The sequence below is a fragment of the Pseudoclavibacter sp. VKM Ac-2888 genome, assembly GCF_015351285.1.
GTDB lineage: Bacteria > Actinomycetota > Actinomycetes > Actinomycetales > Microbacteriaceae > Pseudoclavibacter.
Window position 1 is genome coordinate 2,483,325 of record NZ_JADKSM010000001.1, and the last position, 16,946, is coordinate 2,500,270.

Here is a 16,946-nt window from a genome sequence, read left to right on the forward strand (position 1 = left end):
CACTCAAGTTGCTGAAAACGTAACTCTTGCGAAACATAACTGCTTGTTCGTGAGAATGCAACGCCGTAGGGTGAAGGGGATCGTTCACCACACAAGGAGGTGCGGAGTGACAACTCTGCCTGCAGCAACCCGTACCCAGCTCTTTCTCGCTGGAGACTTCGTCGATGGCTCCACCGGGGAGCAGACCGACGTCGTGAGCCCCGTCACCGGTCAGGTCATCGCATCCATCGCCGTGCCAGGCCAGGCCGATCTCGACAAGGCCGTCGAGAAGGCCCGGACGGCGCAGAAAGCCTGGCGCAAGCTCGGGGTCTTCGAACGGGCGAAGGTCTGCCACCGCATCGGCGACGCCATCGAACGACGCGTCGACGAGCTCGCGCGACTCCAGACGCTCGAGCAGGGCAAGCCCGTCGCCGAATCGATCGCCGACATCAAGGAAGCCGCGCAGCTCTTCCACCTGCACGCCGAGGATGCGCTGCGCCTCTACGGCGAGACCCTGCCATCGAGCGACATCGACAAGCGCATGTTCACCTACCGGGCACCCGTCGGCACGTGGGGCATCATCACCCCCTGGAACTTCCCCCTCCTCATGTTCACGGAGTTCGTCGCCCCGGGCCTCGCGACCGGGAACGCCTGCATCGTGAAGCCGCCGAGCAACACCCCGCTTGCCGTGCTCGCAGCCATGGACTGCCTCCTCGAGGCCGGCGTCCCCGACGGCCTCGTCAGCGTGCTGCCCGGCGACGGGCCGTTCGGCGCGCAGCTCGTGTCGCATCCCGGCATCGACGCGATCGGCTTCATCGGCTCCTCGGCGACCGGCGCGAAGATCGTGCAGACCGCCGGCCTCAAGCGCTCGCTGATGGAGTGCTCCGGCAACGGCCCCATCGTCGTCCTCGAGGACGCGAACATCGAGCGCGCCGCGAAGGCCGCAGTCGATTCCGCCTTCTACTGCGGCGGCCAGGTCTGCTGCGCGACCGAGCGCCTCATCGTGCACCACCGCGTCCACGACGCGTTCGTCGAATCGGCGCTCGCCTACGCGAGCTCGCACGTCGTCCTCGGCGACCCGTTCGACCCGGCCGTGAACCTCGGGCCGCTCAACAACGAGGGAGTGGCCGCCAAGATGGACCGGCACCTCGACGAGGCACGCCGCCTCGGCTTCGACGTCCTTCTCGGCGGTGGCCGAGCGCCAGGCCACCCCACCGGGCTGTACTACGACTTCACGATCGTCGACGGGGTCAGCGAGGCCAGCCTGCTGTCGCAGGAGGAATCGTTCGGCCCAGTGCTGCCGATCCTCACCGCGAAGGACGATGACGACGCGCTTCGGATCGCGAACGCCGACCGCCTCGGTCTGCAGTCCGCTGTCTTCACGGAGAGCCTCAGCAAGGCCTACCGCTTCATCGAGGAACTCGAGACGGGCCAGGTCATCGTCAACGACTCCAACGGCTGGTGGGACATCAACATGCCGTTCGGCGGCGCAGGCGGCAAGGGCACCGGATGGGGACGCATCGGGGGCATGTACACGCTGCACGACATGACCGATCTCCGCACCGGCGCCATCCACGTCGGCTCCTAGTCCGACCCCACCTCGGTCGGGTCCTGCCTCAGCATGCGCGCTGCGGCAGGACCCGCCCCATCGTGCGAGCATGAAAGCAGGTCAGAACGTGATGACACCGCAGCACAGGAACCGAGGAGCAGCCGTGAACGAACTCGACGACATCGATCGGCAGCTCATCGCGATCCTGCAGAAGGATGGCCGGCGCTCTTTCAAGGACATCGCCGACGAGACCGGGCACCCCGCGTCGTCGGTCAGATACCGAGTCCAGCGACTTGAGGATTCGGGCATCCTGCAGATCGTCGGCATCGCGAACCCGCTCTCGATCGGCTTCGACCACCTGGCCATGGTGGGCATCCACTGCGAACCCGGAGCTGCGCGCAGCGTCTGCGAGTCGCTGTCCGCGCTTCCTGAGACGAGCTACGTCGTGCTCACGAGCGGTGGCTTCGATGTCATGGTCGAGGTGATCTGCCGCGACATGGAGCACTACAAGGAACTCCTGCTGGAGCGCCTCCAGACGACCGTCGGCGTGCGCCGCACTGAGACCTTCTTCGTACTGGAAGCGCACAAGCTCGCCTACGGGTGGGGCGTCGGATAGTCGGCCGCGCTCTCCAGGTCTCGCGCTCGCACCGCATCCGGATCTTCCGGCGGATCCACCGCCTCCACCGCTACCCTCGGGCTCACGCGGCCCCACGATCGGTGCCGCGCCATCGATCAAGGGGAACTCATGACCGACATCACTGAACTGCTCGCGCTCATCCCGGTGGACGACATCGCCGGCAAGCTCGGCGTCGACAAGCAGACCGCGCAGCAGGGGATCCAGGCAGCGTTGCCGACCCTCATCGGCGGACTGCAGGCCAACGCGGCTGACCCCGCCGGGGCCGCATCGCTCGAGCATGCGCTGGCGAAGAAGGACACGACCCTCGTCGACGGCCGTGTCTCGCTCGCCGACATCGACACGAACGACGGCCAGAAGATCGTCGACAACGTGTTCGGCAGCAACACCGACCAGGTCGCCGCCGCCCTCGGCTCGGCACCAGGCGGCCAGACCTCCGGCCTCGTGCAGAAGCTGCTCCCGATCCTCGCGCCCATCGTGCTCGCGTGGCTCGCGAAGAAGTTCCTCGGCGGCCAGCAGGGCGCATCCACCACGGCGGGCGCGAGCTCCGGCGGCGGCCTCGAGGACCTCCTCGGCGGGATCCTCGGCGGCGGTTCGGCGTCCGGCAGCAAGGCGGGCGGCGCGGCAGGCGGCGGGCTCGGCGACATCCTGGGCGGAATCCTCGGCGGCGCCGCAGGCGGCTCGGGCGGCGCTGCGGGCGGCGGCGGGCTCGGCGACATTCTCGGCGGGCTGCTGGGCGGCGGCAAGCGCTAGGCGCATCGAGCGCGGATGCGCGGGAGGGCCCGCGAGCCCGGTTCCCCCCTCCCGCGTGCCCGCAGCCTGACTCCAGGCGCGTTCCGATCCGGCCGCTGCTTCGAAACGAGACCACCATCACCACTGCCAGCACCGAGGACCTGTGGGCAGCAATTGCGTTCGCCGCCTTCCTGATCATCACCGCATCCGCGATCGCGCTTCTCCTGATGAAATTGCCGATCTCTCCGGGCTCGAGACTGCCGCTGACGCCACTGGCCGCGCAGCACCGTCTGAAACGACTCGACGACGACAGCCGCGGCTGGGAGACAGCCTTCGCTGGCGAGCTCCTCTGGCTGGCGCACCGCGGGATGCTGCGCATCCACGAGGTCGACGACACGGGTGGCGCGGCGAGAATCACCGACGCGGGCTACCGGCCCCCGGTTGCGACGGGGTGGGAGGTCGAGTTCCTCGGCGACGATCCGCTGCTGCCTGCCTGGTCGCAGGCTGTCGTGGACGTCTACTTCCCATCGGGGACACGCCGGCCAGCGGACCGGGCGCGAGTCGACCGCACCGGCAGGGACGATCCTGCCCGCAGAGCGGCGCTGAAGACGAGCGTCATCGCCGAACTCGACCGCCACCGCGTCGACACGTCGGCCCGCGGCACCTGGGTGTCGCGGCTCCTCGGGAGCCCATACAGCCGCGCCTTCGCGGGCCTCCTGGTGGTGCCGATCGGCTTGCTGCTGCTGGCCCCTCTGCTCCCCGCCTGGGCGGTGCCCGTCTACCTCGCGGCGCTCGCCGTCGTCGTCGCACTCACCTTCGTGCGGTCACCCCTGCAACGCCGCTGGTCGAAGCTCTGGGACCGATACCGCGAAGAGAGCCAGTACCTCCACGAGCTACCGCTCGGCGAGCGCGGCGCGGGACCCACGAGAGTCGTCTACCTCGAAACGTTCGCCGAGAACCTCGGCTTCGCCGACGTCGTCCTGTACGGCCTATCTGAAGATGTGGCCCGCGGATACGCGCAACAAGCCGACATCATGGTGCGAGAAGGGCTGCTGGAGAGCATCCAGCCAGCCTGGCTGGTCCCTCAGCGCCAACGGGTCACGCCGAGCCAGCTCACCGATCTCGTCGACGGATTCCTCTTCACCGTGCGCTGAGCGCCACCCCCTGCAGAATCCGCACCGCCAGGCCGCGCATCGGCCGACTAGCGGTGCGACGGGATGCTGAACCGCTTGATCTTGTCACCCTCGACAGTCACGAACGCGCGCGAGGTGCCGTTGAAACGGTTGCTGCGCCAGTCGAAGAACAACTCGGTCGTGTCGCCCTCGGTCGTCGACTCCTTGATGACCATCTGAGCGCTCTGCCCGATGGCGTCACTCTGCGCCCAGCTGCTGACACCCTCTCGCCCCTCGAGCACGCGGCCCCAGTCATCGACGCAGCCGTCTTCGGCGAACGCGTCGACGAACGCCTGCTCATCCCCGTCGTTGATCGCATCGACAAGGGCCTGCACCGGCGCAGGCACTGTGATTTCAGTCATGGAACCCCCATCTCGTTGCGGACGATCGCCGCCCGAACGGCCACAATGTAGCAAGCCAGCCTCCGGATTCCCGGGCATAGCCGTAAGCTCAGAATCTCAGGATGCGCGGCGACCAGCCCCACGCATCCGCCCTGCGGCTCCATAAAGGAAAGCCCGGCCCGTCACAAACGGGCCCCGTCAACAAGCAGAAGGTGAACTGAGCATGAGCGACTTCTCGCCCCTTGAAGTATTTGACCGTCGCGAGTCAGAAGTCCGCGGATACATCCGCTCATTCCCCGTGGTGTTCGACCGCGCATCAGGTTCGACCCTCGTGACGGCAGACGGCGACGAATACCTCGACTTCTTCGCGGGAGCGGGCGTGCTCAACTACGGGCACAACAACCCGCTGTTCACGAAGGCACTTGTCGAGTACATCGAGCACGGCGGCATCCTCCACGGCCTCGACATGGCGACCTCCGCGAAGCGGGCGTTCATCGAAGCGTTCGAGCAGTACGTGCTCGAGCCGCGCGGCTACGACTACAAGATCCAGTTCACGGGTCCCACCGGCGCCAACGCCGTCGAGGCGGCCCTCAAGGTCGCGCGCCAGGCGACGGGGCGCACGAACGTGGTCGCGTTCACGAACGGCTTCCACGGCCTCAGCCTCGGCGCGGTCGCCGTCACCGGCAACAAGAAGTACCGCGATGCTGCCGGCACGACCCTTGGCGACGTCACCCGCCTTCCCTTCGAGGGATACCTGGGCGACAAGCTCGACACGCTCGACCTGTTCGAGAAGATGCTCGACGACACCGGCAGCGGCCTCGACCTGCCCGCCGCCGTCATCGTCGAAGCCATCCAGGGTGAGGGCGGCATCAACGTCGCGAGCCCCGAATGGCTGCGACGCCTCCGCACGATCACGGAAGAGCGCGGCATCCTGCTGATCCTCGACGAGATCCAGGCCGGCATCGGCCGCAGCGGATCCTTCTTCGCGTTCGAGGAGTCTGGCATCGTCCCCGACCTCGTCACGGTGTCGAAGTCGATCTCCGCATCCGGCCTGCCCATGTCGCTGGTCCTCCTCCGCCCCGCGGTGGATGTGTGGAAGCCGGGCGCCCACACGGGCACCTTCCGCGGCAACAACCTCGCATTCGTCACGGCACGCGTCGCGCTCGAGCAGTACTGGGCTGACGACGTGTTCATGACGACGGTCGCGGAGCGTTCCGCCGAACTGCGCGCTGGCCTCGAGAGCATCGCCGCCGACTACCCGCAGCTCGGCCTCACGGTGCGCGGCCGCGGCCTCATGTACGGCATCGTCAGCCTCGACGACCGCGACCTGCCTTCGCGCATCTCCGCCGAGGCGTTCCAGCGTGGACTCGTCATCGAGACCGCGGGCGCTTTCGAAGAGGTCCTCAAGTTCCTCCCGGCGCTCACGCTCACCAGCGATGAACTGCAGACGGGTCTCCGCATCGTGCGCGAGAGCCTCGACGCGGTCCTCTCCGGTGACGACTCCGAAGCCGAGCACGCCGTGGAAGACCACGCCGCCTCGCACGCGTAGCTGCTCGCAGCACTCGACAGACGCGCCCCCGGCCCGACCTTCACGGTCGCCGTGGGGCGCGTCTCTGTCTCTGCGCCCCGGGCACAGACAAGTCACCCAGAAACACCCTCCGCGCGCCGGCAACATGCTTCTGGCTCGCTCCAGTGGCTGTGGCTGTGGGGCGGGGGCGGGAGTGGGAGTGGGGTCAGCTGCTTCGGGGTCCGCGGCCGCTGAACGTCGAGCCGTACTGGTGCGGCGCTGGAACGGAGGTTTCTGGATCAGACGCTGCGGCAGGCGCTGGCGCAGGAGGGGCAAGGTCAGGCGCGGCAAGCCGTTGAGCGACTTGGGGCGAACCGGACAGAGCGGGAGCGGGAGCAGGAGCAGGAGCAGCGGCCGGAGCAGACGCTGCGGCGGGAGCAGGACCAGATTGGGGCAGAGCTGGCGGAGCGGGCGCGTACCGAGGCGGGGCTGGAGGAGCCTGCGCCCCTCGGTCCTGTGCCCCTCCGCCATGGGCCGTGAGCCCCGGAACTCCGGACTCCGCGACGCCGGGCGCGCGCACCGCGAACCCCTGTCCTGCAGCTCCCTCTCTTGCAGCTCCCTGTCCTCCAGACCACGGAGCTCCGGGCACCGGCGCTCCAGGCCCGCGCACCCCAGACTCCGGCACCGCAGACTCCGGCACGCCAGACCCCGGCAACCCAGACCCCGGGGTTCCAGACGCGCGCTGCACTGAAGCCGACAGCCAGGCGGCCTGCCGTTCGGCAGGGCGCGGCGCCGCCGCCCAGGGCGATGGCTTCGCGGGTGCGCCGCTCGGGGCATCCGGTACCGCTTGCTGCACAGAGAGCCCAAGGAGGGAGATGCCGCCGCTCGTGTCGGTGTCCTCGTGCAGGCCTGCGATGCCCGCATCGACAGCCCTGCGGCGCTCGGCCTTCCGGAGGTCCGACGCGGCCTTCGCCTTCTTCGCCCGGTGTCGCTGCACGAAGATCGCGACGAGCAGGCCGAGGCCGAGCACGAGCACGACGAGCAGCGCGAACGCGACGATGGTGAAGATCTGGTTGGTGCCGCCCATGGTCTGGTCCGCGTCCTCAGCGCATCGGGCGGATCTTGAGCTCGTCGACCGCCCCGCCAGCTGGAGTGTCGACGGCGAGGCGTACAGCTTGGGCGACGGCCTGGGGGGTCAGGTAGCGCTCCCGCTCGTAGCTGCCGTGCTCGAGCTGGCGCAGCTCCCGCTGCATGTCAGTGTCGACGCGTCCCGGGTGGATGCTCGACACGCGGACGCCGTGTTCGCGTTCCTCCTCGCGGAGCGCGTCCGTCAGCGCGCGCAGCGCGAACTTCGTGCCGCTGTAGACGCTCGTGCCCGCGCCGCTCGCGTAGCCGGAGCCTGAGTTGATCATGACGATCGTGCCCTCGCTCGAGCGGATGAGCGGCAGCAGGAGGCGGGTGAGGTCGGCGACCGCGAACACGTTGAGTTCGAAGGCGCGGCGGAAGCGCTCGCGTGAGCTCTCGGCGATCGCGTCGTGCCCGCCGAGCACGGCCGCCGAGTGCACGAGCACGTCGAGACGGCGGATGCTGCGGGTCGCCTCGGCAAGTTGGCGCTCGTCGTAGAGGTCGGCAACGAACGGGGTGGCTCCGGGAATGCGCGCCGCGGCTTCGGCAACCGCGCGCGGCTCCCTGCCGCCGACCAGGACTTGGTGGGTGCGACCGAGCTCCTGCGCGATGGCCTCGCCGATGCCGCGCGTTGCGCCCGTGACGAGGGCAACAGGTCGCTGGGAGTCGCCTTCGGACCCAGCGGGTGAGCCGGTCTGGCCTACTTCAGTCATGGATGTTCCCCCGGGGGTGTGCGGCGTGTGACCGCGGGCAGCCGCGGCTCCCACATTCTGCCACCGTCAGGCCAGGCGCTCCCTCTGAGTCCGCGCACGAGGAGAGGAGGTGAGCTTCGTGCTCGGTGCCCCGCCCTGTGGCAGTCTTGAGCGGCAGACCCGCTCGAGAAAGCTCCAAGTGCCTCCCACCTCCTCGCCCACCGCGCGCCGCTCCGTTCACCGTTCCGGCCGCCGTGCGCTCGCGGCCGCGGCGCTCATCGGCGTCGCGGCCCTGCTCGCGGGATGCACGCCCCTCGCCCCTCCGGCGACGTCGCCCGCAGACGGCAGCACCGCTCCCGAGTCCAGCCAGCTCGTCGACCTCGCCGGCGAGGTCGAGGCCGCCGCCGCCGAGGGTGACGATCCGACATCCTTCGCCGCGGATGCCCTCAACGTGCTCGGCAAGCTCGACGTCGCTCCGCGCGACGAATGGCAGGAGTTCGACCGCGAGGGCTCGTTCGGCGAGGGCTGGCAGGACCCGGACGGCAACGGCTGCGACGCTCGCAACGACGCACTGGCCGCCTCCATGACCGAGGTCAACCGCAACCGAGACGGCTGCCGAGTCGACACGGGCGTCTTCGTCGACCCGTACTCGGGGGACGAGATCGACTTCCAGCGGGGACCCGACACCAGCCCGCTCGTGCAGATCGACCACGTCGTGGCGCTCGCGAATGCGTGGCGCACTGGCGCGAAGGATCTGTCGTTCGAGGAGCGGGTGGAGCTGTCGAACGACCCCATGAACCTGCAGGCGACGGCGGGGTGGGTGAACGACGACAAGAAGAGTCAGGATGCGGCGAACTGGCTGCCACCCGAGGAGTCGTACCGCTGCACCTACGTTGCACGGCAGATCGTCGTGAAGGCCACCTACCGCCTCTGGGTGACGCAGGCCGAGCACGATGCGATGCGCGATGTGCTCGAGGACTGCGCGTAAGCGCGACCTCGAGCACGCCGCGCCGGTCGCGTGCGGCCCGCCGGTGCACTGACGTCTCAGCTCAGATGACGAGCAGCGTCGACCCGAGGATGAGCAGCACCACGGCGAGGCCGACCCAGCTGAGCCAGGCCCATCTCTTGGGCTGGAAGCGGAGCGCTGGAGAGCGCAGCAGGCCGACCGCGACCGCCGCGAGCGCTGGTGCCAGAGCGAGCCCGAACGCCCAGCCGCCGACGCTCGCCCATGGTCCAGCGAACCAGAGGCTGACGAGGCCCGCGGCGGCGAGCAGCAGCCAGTTCACGATGGGCAGCGCCGCCTTCGAGCGGAACGCGAAGAGCAGGGCGAGACCCGAGGCGAGCACAGCGAATCCGAACGTCACCCACAGCAGGAGCGAGCCCTGCGCGCCGAGGTCGGGCACCTCGGCTCCGCTGAGCAGCGACACGGCGATGGGGTCGACGACCTGCTGCGTGTTCCCCAGCACGACGACCGCCCTCTGCGCTTCGCGGTCGATCATGACGACGGAGGCGAACCCACCGGTTCCGCCGCTGTGCCAGGTGAGTGTCGGGTTCGAGTCGGCCGTGGGGTTCGTGACCTGCGTGCTCTGCCAGACCCAGCCGATGTCGCTGCCTTCGGCGAACTGAGCAGTCGGCTCGAGCGCCGACGCTCCAGGTGCGGAGCCGTCGAGGTTGGCGGCAGCCCACGCGGCGAGGTCGTCGATGTCGGTTGTCGTCGAGGATCCGGTCGGCGCGTACCCCTCGCCCCACCAGTGATCGGTCGAAGCGCCGTTGGTGAGGAAGCCTGGGGTGGTCTCGGCCGGCACCTCGGCCTCGGTCGTGGCGATGCTCGTCGACTGCATGCCGACGGGCCCGAGCACGCGCTCCTCGAGCAGCGACGGGTAGCTCTCGGCGCCAGACGCGTTGACGAGGGCCGTGCCGAGGAGCGCCACTCCGAGGTTCGAGTAGACGGGGCCCTGCGCGGGGTCGACGGGAGCGGAGGCCGCGTCGGTGATCATGGCGTCGCGCGTCTGCGGGCCGTAGGGGTTGCCTCCGGAGAGGGAAGCCGCGAGCGACTCGATGGCGAAGGCGGGGCCGAGGCGTGGGAGGCCTGAGCTGTGCTGGGCGAGGCTCGCGAGCGTCACCTCGCCGGCCGGAGTTCCCTCGAGCTCGGGGATGTGCGTCGAGAGCGGGTCTTCGGCGCCCACCTCCCCGCGTTCGATCGCATCGGCGAACAGCGCGGCGGTGAAGGTCTTCGTGACCGAACCCAGCTCGTAGAGCGTCTCGTTAGTGGGCACTGGCCCGTTGCGGCCATCACCCGTCTTGCCCACCCCGGCCCACGTCGTGCTCTCCGGTGTGACCTCGGCGACGACGACGGAGCGGAAGCCGCCGTGCCCGCCCACCGCCTCCACGACCCTGGCCGCGAGCGCCTCATCGCCGGTGACCTGCGTGCCGAGCGACTGACGCTGCGGGCCGACCACCATGCCGAGCACCACCGCGACGATCCCTGCCACGAGTGCCGTGATGACGAGGATGCGCTTCGCCGGACCTCGCGGTGCTTCTGCGATCTGCGGCGCCCCGGCAGGGTGCTCCTGCTGACGTTCGTGTGACATTCGCTTCCCCAGTTCTCGGCCGTGTTCCTGTCCCGTCCTCCAACGCTATGGGCAGCCACCGACACCGGCCTCGGCCGTGGGCGGGAGATGCATCCGCCCCACGTGGGAGATGCGGCGAGCAGCCGAACCCGTCGCATGGCGTCGCCCGAGCGCGCTGCAGCGCTCGGCGTGGCAAGATCGGGGGATGAAGATCCTGTCGATCCAGTCGTCGGTCGCCTACGGGCACGTGGGCAACTCGGCCGCCGTGTTCCCGCTGCAGCGCCTCGGACATGAAGTGTGGCCGGTTTCGACGGTCGTGTTCTCGAACCACACGGGCTACGGCGCGTGGCGCGGTCCGCTCCTTCCTGCGTCCGATGTGCGCGACGTCATCCTCGGCATCGAGGAGCGCGGCGCGCTCGCCCAGGTCGACGCGGTGCTGTCTGGCTACCTGGGTGGCGAGGAGATCGTGGATGTCGTCGTCGACGCGGTCAAGCGCACCAAGGAGCTCAACCCGGCGGCGAGCTACACGTGCGACCCCGTCATGGGCAACGCGAAGTCGGGCTGCTTCGTCGCTCCCGCGATCCCGGAGCTGATCCGTGAGCGGGTCGTGCCGGTCGCCGACATCCTCACCCCCAACCAGTTCGAGCTGGGTTTCCTCACGCGCACGACACCCGCGACGATCGAGGAGACCCTCGACTCGGTGCAGCGCGCCCGCGACCTCGGGCCGCGCACGGTGCTCGTCACGAGCGTCGAGCGACCCGACCGACCTGAGGGCACGATCGAGATGATGGCCGTCGACGATTCGGGGGCGTGGATCGTACAGACCCCGTACCTGCCGTTCAAGGCGAACGGCTCCGGCGATGTCACGTCGGCCCTCTTCACGGCGCACTACCGCACGTCGGGCTCGGCAGCCGAGGCACTCTCCGCGACCGTCTCGAGTGTCTTCGATCTGCTGCAGACCACGCTCGACTCCGGCGAGCGCGAGCTGCAGATCGTCGCGGCTCAGGATGCGTTCGCGAACCCGCGCATGCAGTTCGAGGTGCGCGAGATTCGCTAGACAGCTGACGCGTGTCCGGGTACCCGCGCGCGCCCGGGCTGTCCTTCGCGTCCGAAGTTGTGGCGAAGTGCATCCGGTCGACGCCCGGACAGCACTCCGCCACAACTCTCGAGCCCCGAACCGCCGGGCCGGCCGGCGCCCGCCGTCCTAGACGCGCGTCCCGCCCTGCATGACCCAGTCGAGGCGCGACTCGGCGAGCACGCTCACGTCGTCGAGCGGGTCGGTGGATGCGGCGATCAGGTCGGCGTGTGCGCCCGGCGCGATCACGCCGAGCTCTCCTTCGCGCTGGAGCAGGCGGGCGGCCGTGGTCGTCGCGCTGCGGATGATGTCGATGACGGGCATGAACTCGGCGCGCACCTCGAACTCGCGGGCCTGGTGGCGCTGCATGCCGCCGAGCAGGTCGCTGCCGTAGCAGAGGTTGACGCCACCCTTGTGGGCCTTCTCGAGCGCGACCTTGCCGCCTTCGAGCACGTCGGAGACCTTCACCCAGTTGTCCTGCGGCAGGCCGTGCTCGCGGCCTTCCTCCATGAGCGCCCAGTAGGTGACGAGGTTCATGGTGAGGTAGGCGTCGTGCTCGAGGAAGAGCTCGATCGACTCGTCGTCGAGGAGGTTGCCGTGCTCGATGCCGCGCACGCCTGCCCGGAGCGCGCGGTTGATGGCGCGCGCCGTGTAGGCGTGTGCGGTCACGTAGCGGTTGGCGGCGGTCGCCTCCTCGACGACGGCCTCGATCTCCTCGACGGAGAACTGCGTGGAGTCGACGCGGTCGGTGGGCGAGGCGACTCCGCCACCGGCCATGATCTTGATGTGGTGCGCGCCGCGGCGGATCTCGTCTCGGGCCGCGTGCCGGACGGCGGAGATGCCATCCACGACCCTGCCGATGTGGGAGCACGTGTACTCGCCGTCATGGCTGTCGCGGCCCCGCGAGCGCGGGTCGCCGTGCCCGCCGGTCTGCGAGAGCGCCTTGCCGCCGAAGAAGAGCCGCGGCCCTCGCACGAGGCCATCGACCTGCGCATCGTGCAGGCCGAAGTCGGCGCCGGCGACGTCGCGCACGGTCGTGAAGCCGCGGTCGAGCATCTCGCCCATGAGCTTCGCCGCCTGGAGCGCGACGTAGTTCGGCGATTCCTCACCCATCGAGGACAGGTCTGCTGTGTGGGCGGTGACGTGCACGTGGCAGTCGATGAGGCCGGGCAGGAGGTATCGACCGGCTGCGTCGAGCTCCTCGACGCCGTCCTGCGCTTCGATCTGGCCACCGACCCGCTCGAAGCGCCCGTCGCGGATCGAGAGGTCGCCCGTGCGGTACTCCCCCGCGTCGACGTCGAGCCACGTGGCGTTGCGGATGATCAGGTTCGAGGTCATGCGGATGCTCCCTGCTGCTCGGCGCTCTCCACGCCGGTGTCGATGATCTGCACGGCGCGTTCCTGCGCCGTCGGCGTGTAGGTGCCCTCCGGGGCGCACATGTTGACGGTGGCGAGCGGGGTGCCGTCCGGGCCCGGGCCCAGGATGGGCACGTTGAGGATGGAGCCGCAGCCGAGGGCCTTGATCGTGCTCGCGTCGTCGAAGATGCGGTCGAGGTCTGCCGGGGTGGCACCGAGGAACGGCTCCCCCGAGTCGCGGCAGGCGGCGACCCAGTCTGGGGACACCTGCGTCGCGACCTGCTTCGTGCCGCCGACCGGGTACTCGTCGGCGTGCGACGAGTAGATGCGCTCCATGACGGCCCCGCCCTCGGTGAAGCGAAGGACCGTGAACAGCACGACCCCCACCTCCTGCTCGATCGTGTGGTGGATGCTCGCCCAATCCACCGCTTCCAGTGCCACCTCGCTGTTCCGTCCGAGTTCTCCGTTGCGCACTCGTTCTCCATTCGGGGTCATGCGTTGCTCTCCTTCTTCTCGATTGCCTGCTTGTCCGTGCCCTTGCCGCTTCCCGTGATGTCCTCGAGCGAGCGCCCGGCGGTGCGGACGGCGAAGAGGAGCGTGCAGGCGACGCCGATGACGAGCACGGTCGTGGTCATGCCGAACACTCCGACGAAGCCCCACTGGGCGGCGAAGGTGCCGATGATGATGGGGGCCGTTATCGAGCCGATGCGGCCGAACGACGAGCTCATCCCGACGCCGGTCGCGCGCAGCCAGGTCGGGAAGACCTCCGGCGTGTAGGCGTAGACGCCGGCGTAGGTGCCGTTGAGGAAGAACGAGAGGACGATGCCGGCGACCGTGACCATGATCGGGTCGTTGGCCTGGCTCATCCACAGTGCCGCACCGGCGGAGCCGATGAGGTAGAGCGCGATCGTGAACTTCCTGTCGAGCTTCTCGTTGAGGTACGCGGCACTGAAGTAGCCGGGGATCTGTGCGAGGTAGATGTAGAGCGAGTACGTGAAGCTCGTCGTCACGTCGATGCCGCGGTCGACGAGGAGCGTCGGGATCCAGGTGAAGAAGCCGTAGTAGGAGAACGTGATGACGAACCAGATGAGCCAGGTCGTCGCCGTGATGCGCCACATGGTGCGGCCCCACAGGAACTTGACGGCCTTGATGAAGCCGAACTTGACGGGCGCTTCCTCTTCTGGCGCGTTCGGGTCGACGGCCGGGAGGTCCTTGCCGGTGGATGCACGCACTCGGTCTTCGAAGCTCGCGACCACCGCTTCCGCTTCCGCGTGCCTGCCGACGCTGGCGAGGTAGCGCGGCGACTCGGGGAGCGAGCGTCGCCACCAGAGCAGCATGACGATGGGCAGGAAGGTGAGGACCTGCGCCCAGCGCCAGCCGTCCTCCGACGCGGGGACGACGAAGCGGCCGATGAGTGCGGCGGCGACGAACCCGAAGGAGAAGAACCCTGCGAGCGTGCCCACGAACCAGCCGCGTCGGTGCTTGGGCACGAACTCGGAGAGGAAGGGCGCGATGATGGCGCTCTCGGCTCCGGCTCCCATTCCGGCGAGGATGCGCATGAAGAGGAAGATCTCGAAGTTCCAGGAGAGGGCCGCGACGAGGGATGCGACCGCGTACAGCACCAGCGACCACATCATGACCTTCTTGCGGCCGATCTTGTCGCCGAGGTAGCCGGCGAGGAGGGCCCCGAAGAGGAACCCGAAGGGGGCGGCGGAGCCGACGAGGCCGAGCTGCGCGGCCTCGAGGCTGAAGACGTCGCGGACGCTCGGCATGAGGAAGGCGACGATCGCGCCGTCCATGCCGTCGAAGGTGTAGCCGAGCCCGCCGATGAGGAGGAGCGCGTAGTGGGGTTTGCTGATCGGCAGGCGATCGAGCCGTGCTGTGAGTGACAACGGGGTCTCCTGAGGGATCGGAACGTCGGTGTTCGAGAAAGCATGATCCAGCCGCATCCATCATGCAACAGAGATTGCAAAAATGTAACTCGCGCGAAATCTCTTGCAGGATTGTCCGGGGAACCGACCCGCGGCACGCGACCCCCAGCGGATCCGTGCTGAAATGAACACATGCCAGCCGTCGAACCGCCCACCGACGACGAGACGCGACTCTCCCCCGACGCGTGGCTGCGGGGCGTCCTCGCCGGCAGCAATCTCGGCCCCACCAGCCAGAAGCTGGCGAACTACCTCGTCACGAACATCAACGCCGCCAGCTACGCGCAGGCCTCCGAGATCTCGGCGTCGGCGAGGGTGAGCGCGTCCACGACGACGCGCCTCGCCCAGCAGCTCGGCTTCAAGGGCTGGCCGGACCTGCAGCAGGCCCTGCGAACCCGCTACCTCGCACAGCTCTCGATGGTCGACATCGCCGAGATCCACGGCCTCACGGACACTCCGTTCCAGAACGCGCTGCGCAACGACGCCGCACTGCTCGCGGCCACGATGCGCGACATCGACGACGTCGCGATCGCCCGCGTCGCGTCGGCCGTGCAGTCGGCGAAGCGCGTGCACGTCACGGCGATGGGCAGCTTCGCCGCGGTTGGCCAGGCGCTCGTCCACAATCTGCAGATCGCCGGCTACCACGTGCACGCGCTCCTCGACCGCGACAGCGCGCTCTCGAACAGCGTCGCCCAGATGGGGGCCGGGGACCTGCTCATCGTGTGCAGCTACTGGCGGCACTACCGCACCATCGTTGCGGCCGCGAACGCCGCGCACCGGCAGGGCGCGACGGTCGTGGCGCTCACCGACTACCTGCCCCCGCAGCTCGAGGGCGCCGTGGACGACCTCATCAAGATCCCCGCAGAGGGAACATCGTTCTTCCCGTCGCTCACCGTTCCCATGGCGGTGCAGCAGGGCCTCGTCGCAACGCTCGCGCAGCTCGACCCAGAGGCCACCAAGGTGCGCATCGACGCCGCCGAGCGGCTGTGGAACGAGCTCGACATCCTCATCGACCCGCGCGCAGCCGAGTAGGCACGAGGTCTTCGAAGGTCGCACTCACCAGAACGCCACCGTCGAACCGCTCAGACACGGCATCCTGCGTGCTTGGATGACGCCCATGACCGCACCCGCCGCGCCTGCCCCCGGCGCCCACGCGAACGAACCGCACGACGCGTCCATCCACAGCCGCCTGAACTGGCTACGCGCCGGAGTCCTCGGCGCGAATGACGGCATCGTGTCGGTCGCGGCGCTCGTCGTCGGCGTGGCCGGGGCCACCACCGCGACGCCCGCGATCCTCACGGCGGGGGCCGCGGGACTCGTGGGCGGCGCGATCTCGATGGCGCTCGGCGAGTACGTGTCCGTCAGCAGCCAGAGCGACAGCCAGCACGCGCTCATCGCGAAGGAGCGTCGCGAGCTCGAAGAGGAGCCCGAGGAGGAGCTCGCCGAGCTCGCGGGCCTCTACGAGCAGAAGGGGCTGACCCCGGAGACCGCGCAGCAGGTGGCCATCGAGCTCACGGCACGAGACGCGCTCGCCGCCCATCTCGAGACCGAGCTCGGACTGAGTGAGGAAGCCGTCGCGAGCCCGCTCGCCGCGGCCGGCGCATCCGCACTCGCCTTCACGACCGGCGCACTGCTGCCGTTGCTGTCGATCCTGCTCCTGCCCGAGAGCATCCGAGTGCCAGGGACCTTCGGCGTCGTACTGCTCGCCCTAGCAGCGACCGGCTACTTCAGCGCTCGCATCGGGCAGAGCCCACCCTTGCGACCGACCATCCGCGTCGTCGCCGGAGGCGCGCTCGCGCTCGGCGCGACGTTCCTGATCGGCTCGCTGCTCGGCACCTCCGGCGTGGTCTGAGCCTCAGAACATGGGGTGGTCGTGGATGCTCGTGGCCGGCACCTGCTGGAGCACGTCCCAGTGCTCGACGATACGGCCGCCCTCGAAGCGGTAGATGTCCGCGACGGCCGCGTCCGGGGCGCCGGGGCGGGAGGCACGCACGTGCACCATCGCCAGGTCGCCGTCGACGATGATGCGCTCGACGCTGAACGTCGCATCCGGCGACCCGTCGAACTTCGGCGTGAGCGCCTCGACGGCAGCCGCGGGCCCGTCGGCGATGTTCGGGTTGTGCTGGCGGTAGTCGGAGGCGACCAGGGAGTCGAAGGCGTCAGCCACGCGCTTGCGCGTATAGAACAGCTCGACGAAGTGCTCGAATGCGGCGCGGTTGTCAGTCATCGGTGGGGTCACGACCTTCGGTTCGCGGGGCGCGCCGGTGCCGACGCTGGCGATTCCAGC

General features: G+C 69.1%; 17 protein-coding genes. 10 read left to right on the forward strand and 7 right to left on the reverse strand.

Features of this window, described 5'->3' with window-relative positions; genetic code table 11:
* Positions 1-106 precede the first annotated feature (106 nt).
* The 4 genes from ITJ61_RS11720 to ITJ61_RS11735 all read left to right on the forward strand — a co-directional run bounded on the left by ITJ61_RS11720 (position 107) and on the right by ITJ61_RS11735 (position 4,048).
* Complete coding sequence (locus tag ITJ61_RS11720) at positions 107-1,567, forward strand: aldehyde dehydrogenase family protein (protein ID WP_258067445.1); 1,461 nt, start codon at positions 107-109, stop codon at positions 1,565-1,567.
* Positions 1,568-1,691: 124 nt separating this feature from the next.
* Positions 1,692-2,144 carry an Lrp/AsnC family transcriptional regulator gene (locus tag ITJ61_RS11725; RefSeq protein WP_258064046.1) on the forward strand — a complete coding sequence of 151 codons (453 nt, stop codon included), beginning with the start codon at positions 1,692-1,694 and terminating at the stop codon, positions 2,142-2,144.
* A gap of 129 nt (positions 2,145-2,273) precedes the next feature.
* The gene (locus tag ITJ61_RS11730; RefSeq protein WP_194686266.1) at positions 2,274-2,915 is read left to right on the forward strand and encodes a DUF937 domain-containing protein; all 642 of its coding nucleotides are present in this window, start codon (positions 2,274-2,276) and stop codon (positions 2,913-2,915) included.
* Positions 2,916-3,121: 206 nt separating this feature from the next.
* On the forward strand, positions 3,122-4,048 hold the full coding sequence (locus tag ITJ61_RS11735) for a hypothetical protein (protein ID WP_194686267.1): 927 nt from the start codon (positions 3,122-3,124) through the stop codon (positions 4,046-4,048).
* A gap of 47 nt (positions 4,049-4,095) precedes the next feature.
* Here the strand turns inward: ITJ61_RS11735 and ITJ61_RS11740 are convergent, their stop codons facing one another.
* Entirely contained in the window at positions 4,096-4,428 is a 333-nt protein-coding gene (locus ITJ61_RS11740; protein WP_104244703.1) for a nuclear transport factor 2 family protein, read from the reverse strand.
* Positions 4,429-4,630: 202 nt separating this feature from the next.
* On the opposite strand from ITJ61_RS11740, the gene ectB reads away from it, so the two are divergent.
* Together ectB and ITJ61_RS11750 are read left to right on the forward strand one after the other, a co-directional pair.
* Positions 4,631-5,956: a diaminobutyrate--2-oxoglutarate transaminase gene (gene ectB, locus ITJ61_RS11745; protein ID WP_104244701.1), complete on the forward strand. Its 1,326-nt coding sequence runs from the start codon at positions 4,631-4,633 to the stop codon at positions 5,954-5,956.
* A gap of 859 nt (positions 5,957-6,815) precedes the next feature.
* On the forward strand, positions 6,816-7,040 hold the full coding sequence (locus ITJ61_RS11750; protein WP_104244699.1) for a hypothetical protein: 225 nt from the start codon (positions 6,816-6,818) through the stop codon (positions 7,038-7,040).
* Here the strand turns inward: ITJ61_RS11750 and ITJ61_RS11755 are convergent.
* Positions 7,018-7,752, reverse strand: coding sequence for an SDR family oxidoreductase (locus ITJ61_RS11755; RefSeq protein WP_194686268.1), 735 nt, complete (start codon positions 7,750-7,752; stop codon positions 7,018-7,020). The two genes, ITJ61_RS11750 and ITJ61_RS11755, sit on opposite strands and share 23 nt — an antisense overlap.
* A gap of 178 nt (positions 7,753-7,930) precedes the next feature.
* Between ITJ61_RS11755 and ITJ61_RS20300 the strand changes: the two genes are divergently transcribed.
* Complete coding sequence (locus ITJ61_RS20300) at positions 7,931-8,719, forward strand: HNH endonuclease family protein (protein WP_323744352.1); 789 nt, start codon at positions 7,931-7,933, stop codon at positions 8,717-8,719.
* Positions 8,720-8,780: 61 nt separating this feature from the next.
* On the opposite strand, the gene ITJ61_RS11765 is transcribed toward ITJ61_RS20300, so the two are convergent.
* On the reverse strand, positions 8,781-10,322 hold the full coding sequence (locus tag ITJ61_RS11765; RefSeq protein ID WP_194686269.1) for a serine hydrolase domain-containing protein: 1,542 nt from the start codon (positions 10,320-10,322) through the stop codon (positions 8,781-8,783).
* Between the two features lie 184 nt (positions 10,323-10,506).
* Between ITJ61_RS11765 and pdxY the strand changes: the two genes are divergently transcribed.
* Entirely contained in the window at positions 10,507-11,358 is an 852-nt protein-coding gene (gene pdxY, locus ITJ61_RS11770; RefSeq protein WP_104244693.1) for a pyridoxal kinase PdxY, read from the forward strand.
* 147 nt (positions 11,359-11,505) lie between these two features.
* Here the strand turns inward: pdxY and ITJ61_RS11775 are convergent, their stop codons facing one another.
* Genes ITJ61_RS11775 through ITJ61_RS11785 form a run of 3 tightly spaced genes read right to left on the reverse strand, consistent with a single transcriptional unit; the run spans position 11,506 to position 14,623 of the window.
* Positions 11,506-12,714 carry a metal-dependent hydrolase family protein gene (locus tag ITJ61_RS11775; RefSeq protein ID WP_194686270.1) on the reverse strand — a complete coding sequence of 403 codons (1,209 nt, stop codon included), beginning with the start codon at positions 12,712-12,714 and terminating at the stop codon, positions 11,506-11,508.
* The gene (locus ITJ61_RS11780; protein ID WP_104305592.1) at positions 12,711-13,226 is read right to left on the reverse strand and encodes a hypothetical protein; all 516 of its coding nucleotides are present in this window, start codon (positions 13,224-13,226) and stop codon (positions 12,711-12,713) included. The genes ITJ61_RS11775 and ITJ61_RS11780 overlap by 4 nt, the downstream gene beginning before the upstream one ends.
* A complete protein-coding gene (locus tag ITJ61_RS11785) occupies positions 13,223-14,623 on the reverse strand; it encodes an MFS transporter (protein WP_104244687.1) in 1,401 nt (466 codons plus the stop codon). Before ITJ61_RS11785 ends, ITJ61_RS11780 begins: the two co-directional genes overlap by 4 nt.
* Positions 14,624-14,794: 171 nt before the next feature.
* Here ITJ61_RS11785 and ITJ61_RS11790 point away from each other — a divergent pair, with 171 nt between their 5' ends.
* Both ITJ61_RS11790 and ITJ61_RS11795 read left to right on the forward strand, forming a co-directional pair.
* On the forward strand, positions 14,795-15,691 hold the full coding sequence (locus tag ITJ61_RS11790) for a MurR/RpiR family transcriptional regulator (protein ID WP_104305591.1): 897 nt from the start codon (positions 14,795-14,797) through the stop codon (positions 15,689-15,691).
* An 85-nt stretch (positions 15,692-15,776) separates the two neighbouring features.
* On the forward strand, positions 15,777-16,511 hold the full coding sequence (locus ITJ61_RS11795; protein WP_228496657.1) for a VIT1/CCC1 transporter family protein: 735 nt from the start codon (positions 15,777-15,779) through the stop codon (positions 16,509-16,511).
* Positions 16,512-16,514: 3 nt separating this feature from the next.
* Here the strand turns inward: ITJ61_RS11795 and ITJ61_RS11800 are convergent, their stop codons facing one another.
* Positions 16,515-16,886 (reverse strand): nuclear transport factor 2 family protein, encoded by a 372-nt coding sequence (locus tag ITJ61_RS11800; RefSeq protein WP_104305589.1) that lies wholly within the window; start codon positions 16,884-16,886, stop codon positions 16,515-16,517.
* Positions 16,887-16,946: the final 60 nt, after the last annotated feature.

Coding starts and splice junctions, on each gene's coding strand:
- ITJ61_RS11765 (WP_194686269.1), bottom strand. CDS start 10,322: ATGTCACACGAACGTCAGCAGGAGCACCCTGCCGGGGCGCCGCAGATC.
- ITJ61_RS11730 (WP_194686266.1), top strand. CDS start 2,274: ATGACCGACATCACTGAACTGCTCGCGCTCATCCCGGTGGACGACATC.
- ITJ61_RS11790 (WP_104305591.1), top strand. CDS start 14,795: ATGCCAGCCGTCGAACCGCCCACCGACGACGAGACGCGACTCTCCCCC.
- ITJ61_RS11780 (WP_104305592.1), bottom strand. CDS start 13,226: ATGACCCCGAATGGAGAACGAGTGCGCAACGGAGAACTCGGACGGAAC.
- ITJ61_RS11795 (WP_228496657.1), top strand. CDS start 15,777: ATGACCGCACCCGCCGCGCCTGCCCCCGGCGCCCACGCGAACGAACCG.
- ITJ61_RS11735 (WP_194686267.1), top strand. CDS start 3,122: ATGAAATTGCCGATCTCTCCGGGCTCGAGACTGCCGCTGACGCCACTG.
- ectB (WP_104244701.1), top strand. CDS start 4,631: ATGAGCGACTTCTCGCCCCTTGAAGTATTTGACCGTCGCGAGTCAGAA.
- ITJ61_RS11775 (WP_194686270.1), bottom strand. CDS start 12,714: ATGACCTCGAACCTGATCATCCGCAACGCCACGTGGCTCGACGTCGAC.
- ITJ61_RS11755 (WP_194686268.1), bottom strand. CDS start 7,752: ATGACTGAAGTAGGCCAGACCGGCTCACCCGCTGGGTCCGAAGGCGAC.
- ITJ61_RS11800 (WP_104305589.1), bottom strand. CDS start 16,886: ATGACTGACAACCGCGCCGCATTCGAGCACTTCGTCGAGCTGTTCTAT.
- ITJ61_RS11740 (WP_104244703.1), bottom strand. CDS start 4,428: ATGACTGAAATCACAGTGCCTGCGCCGGTGCAGGCCCTTGTCGATGCG.
- pdxY (WP_104244693.1), top strand. CDS start 10,507: ATGAAGATCCTGTCGATCCAGTCGTCGGTCGCCTACGGGCACGTGGGC.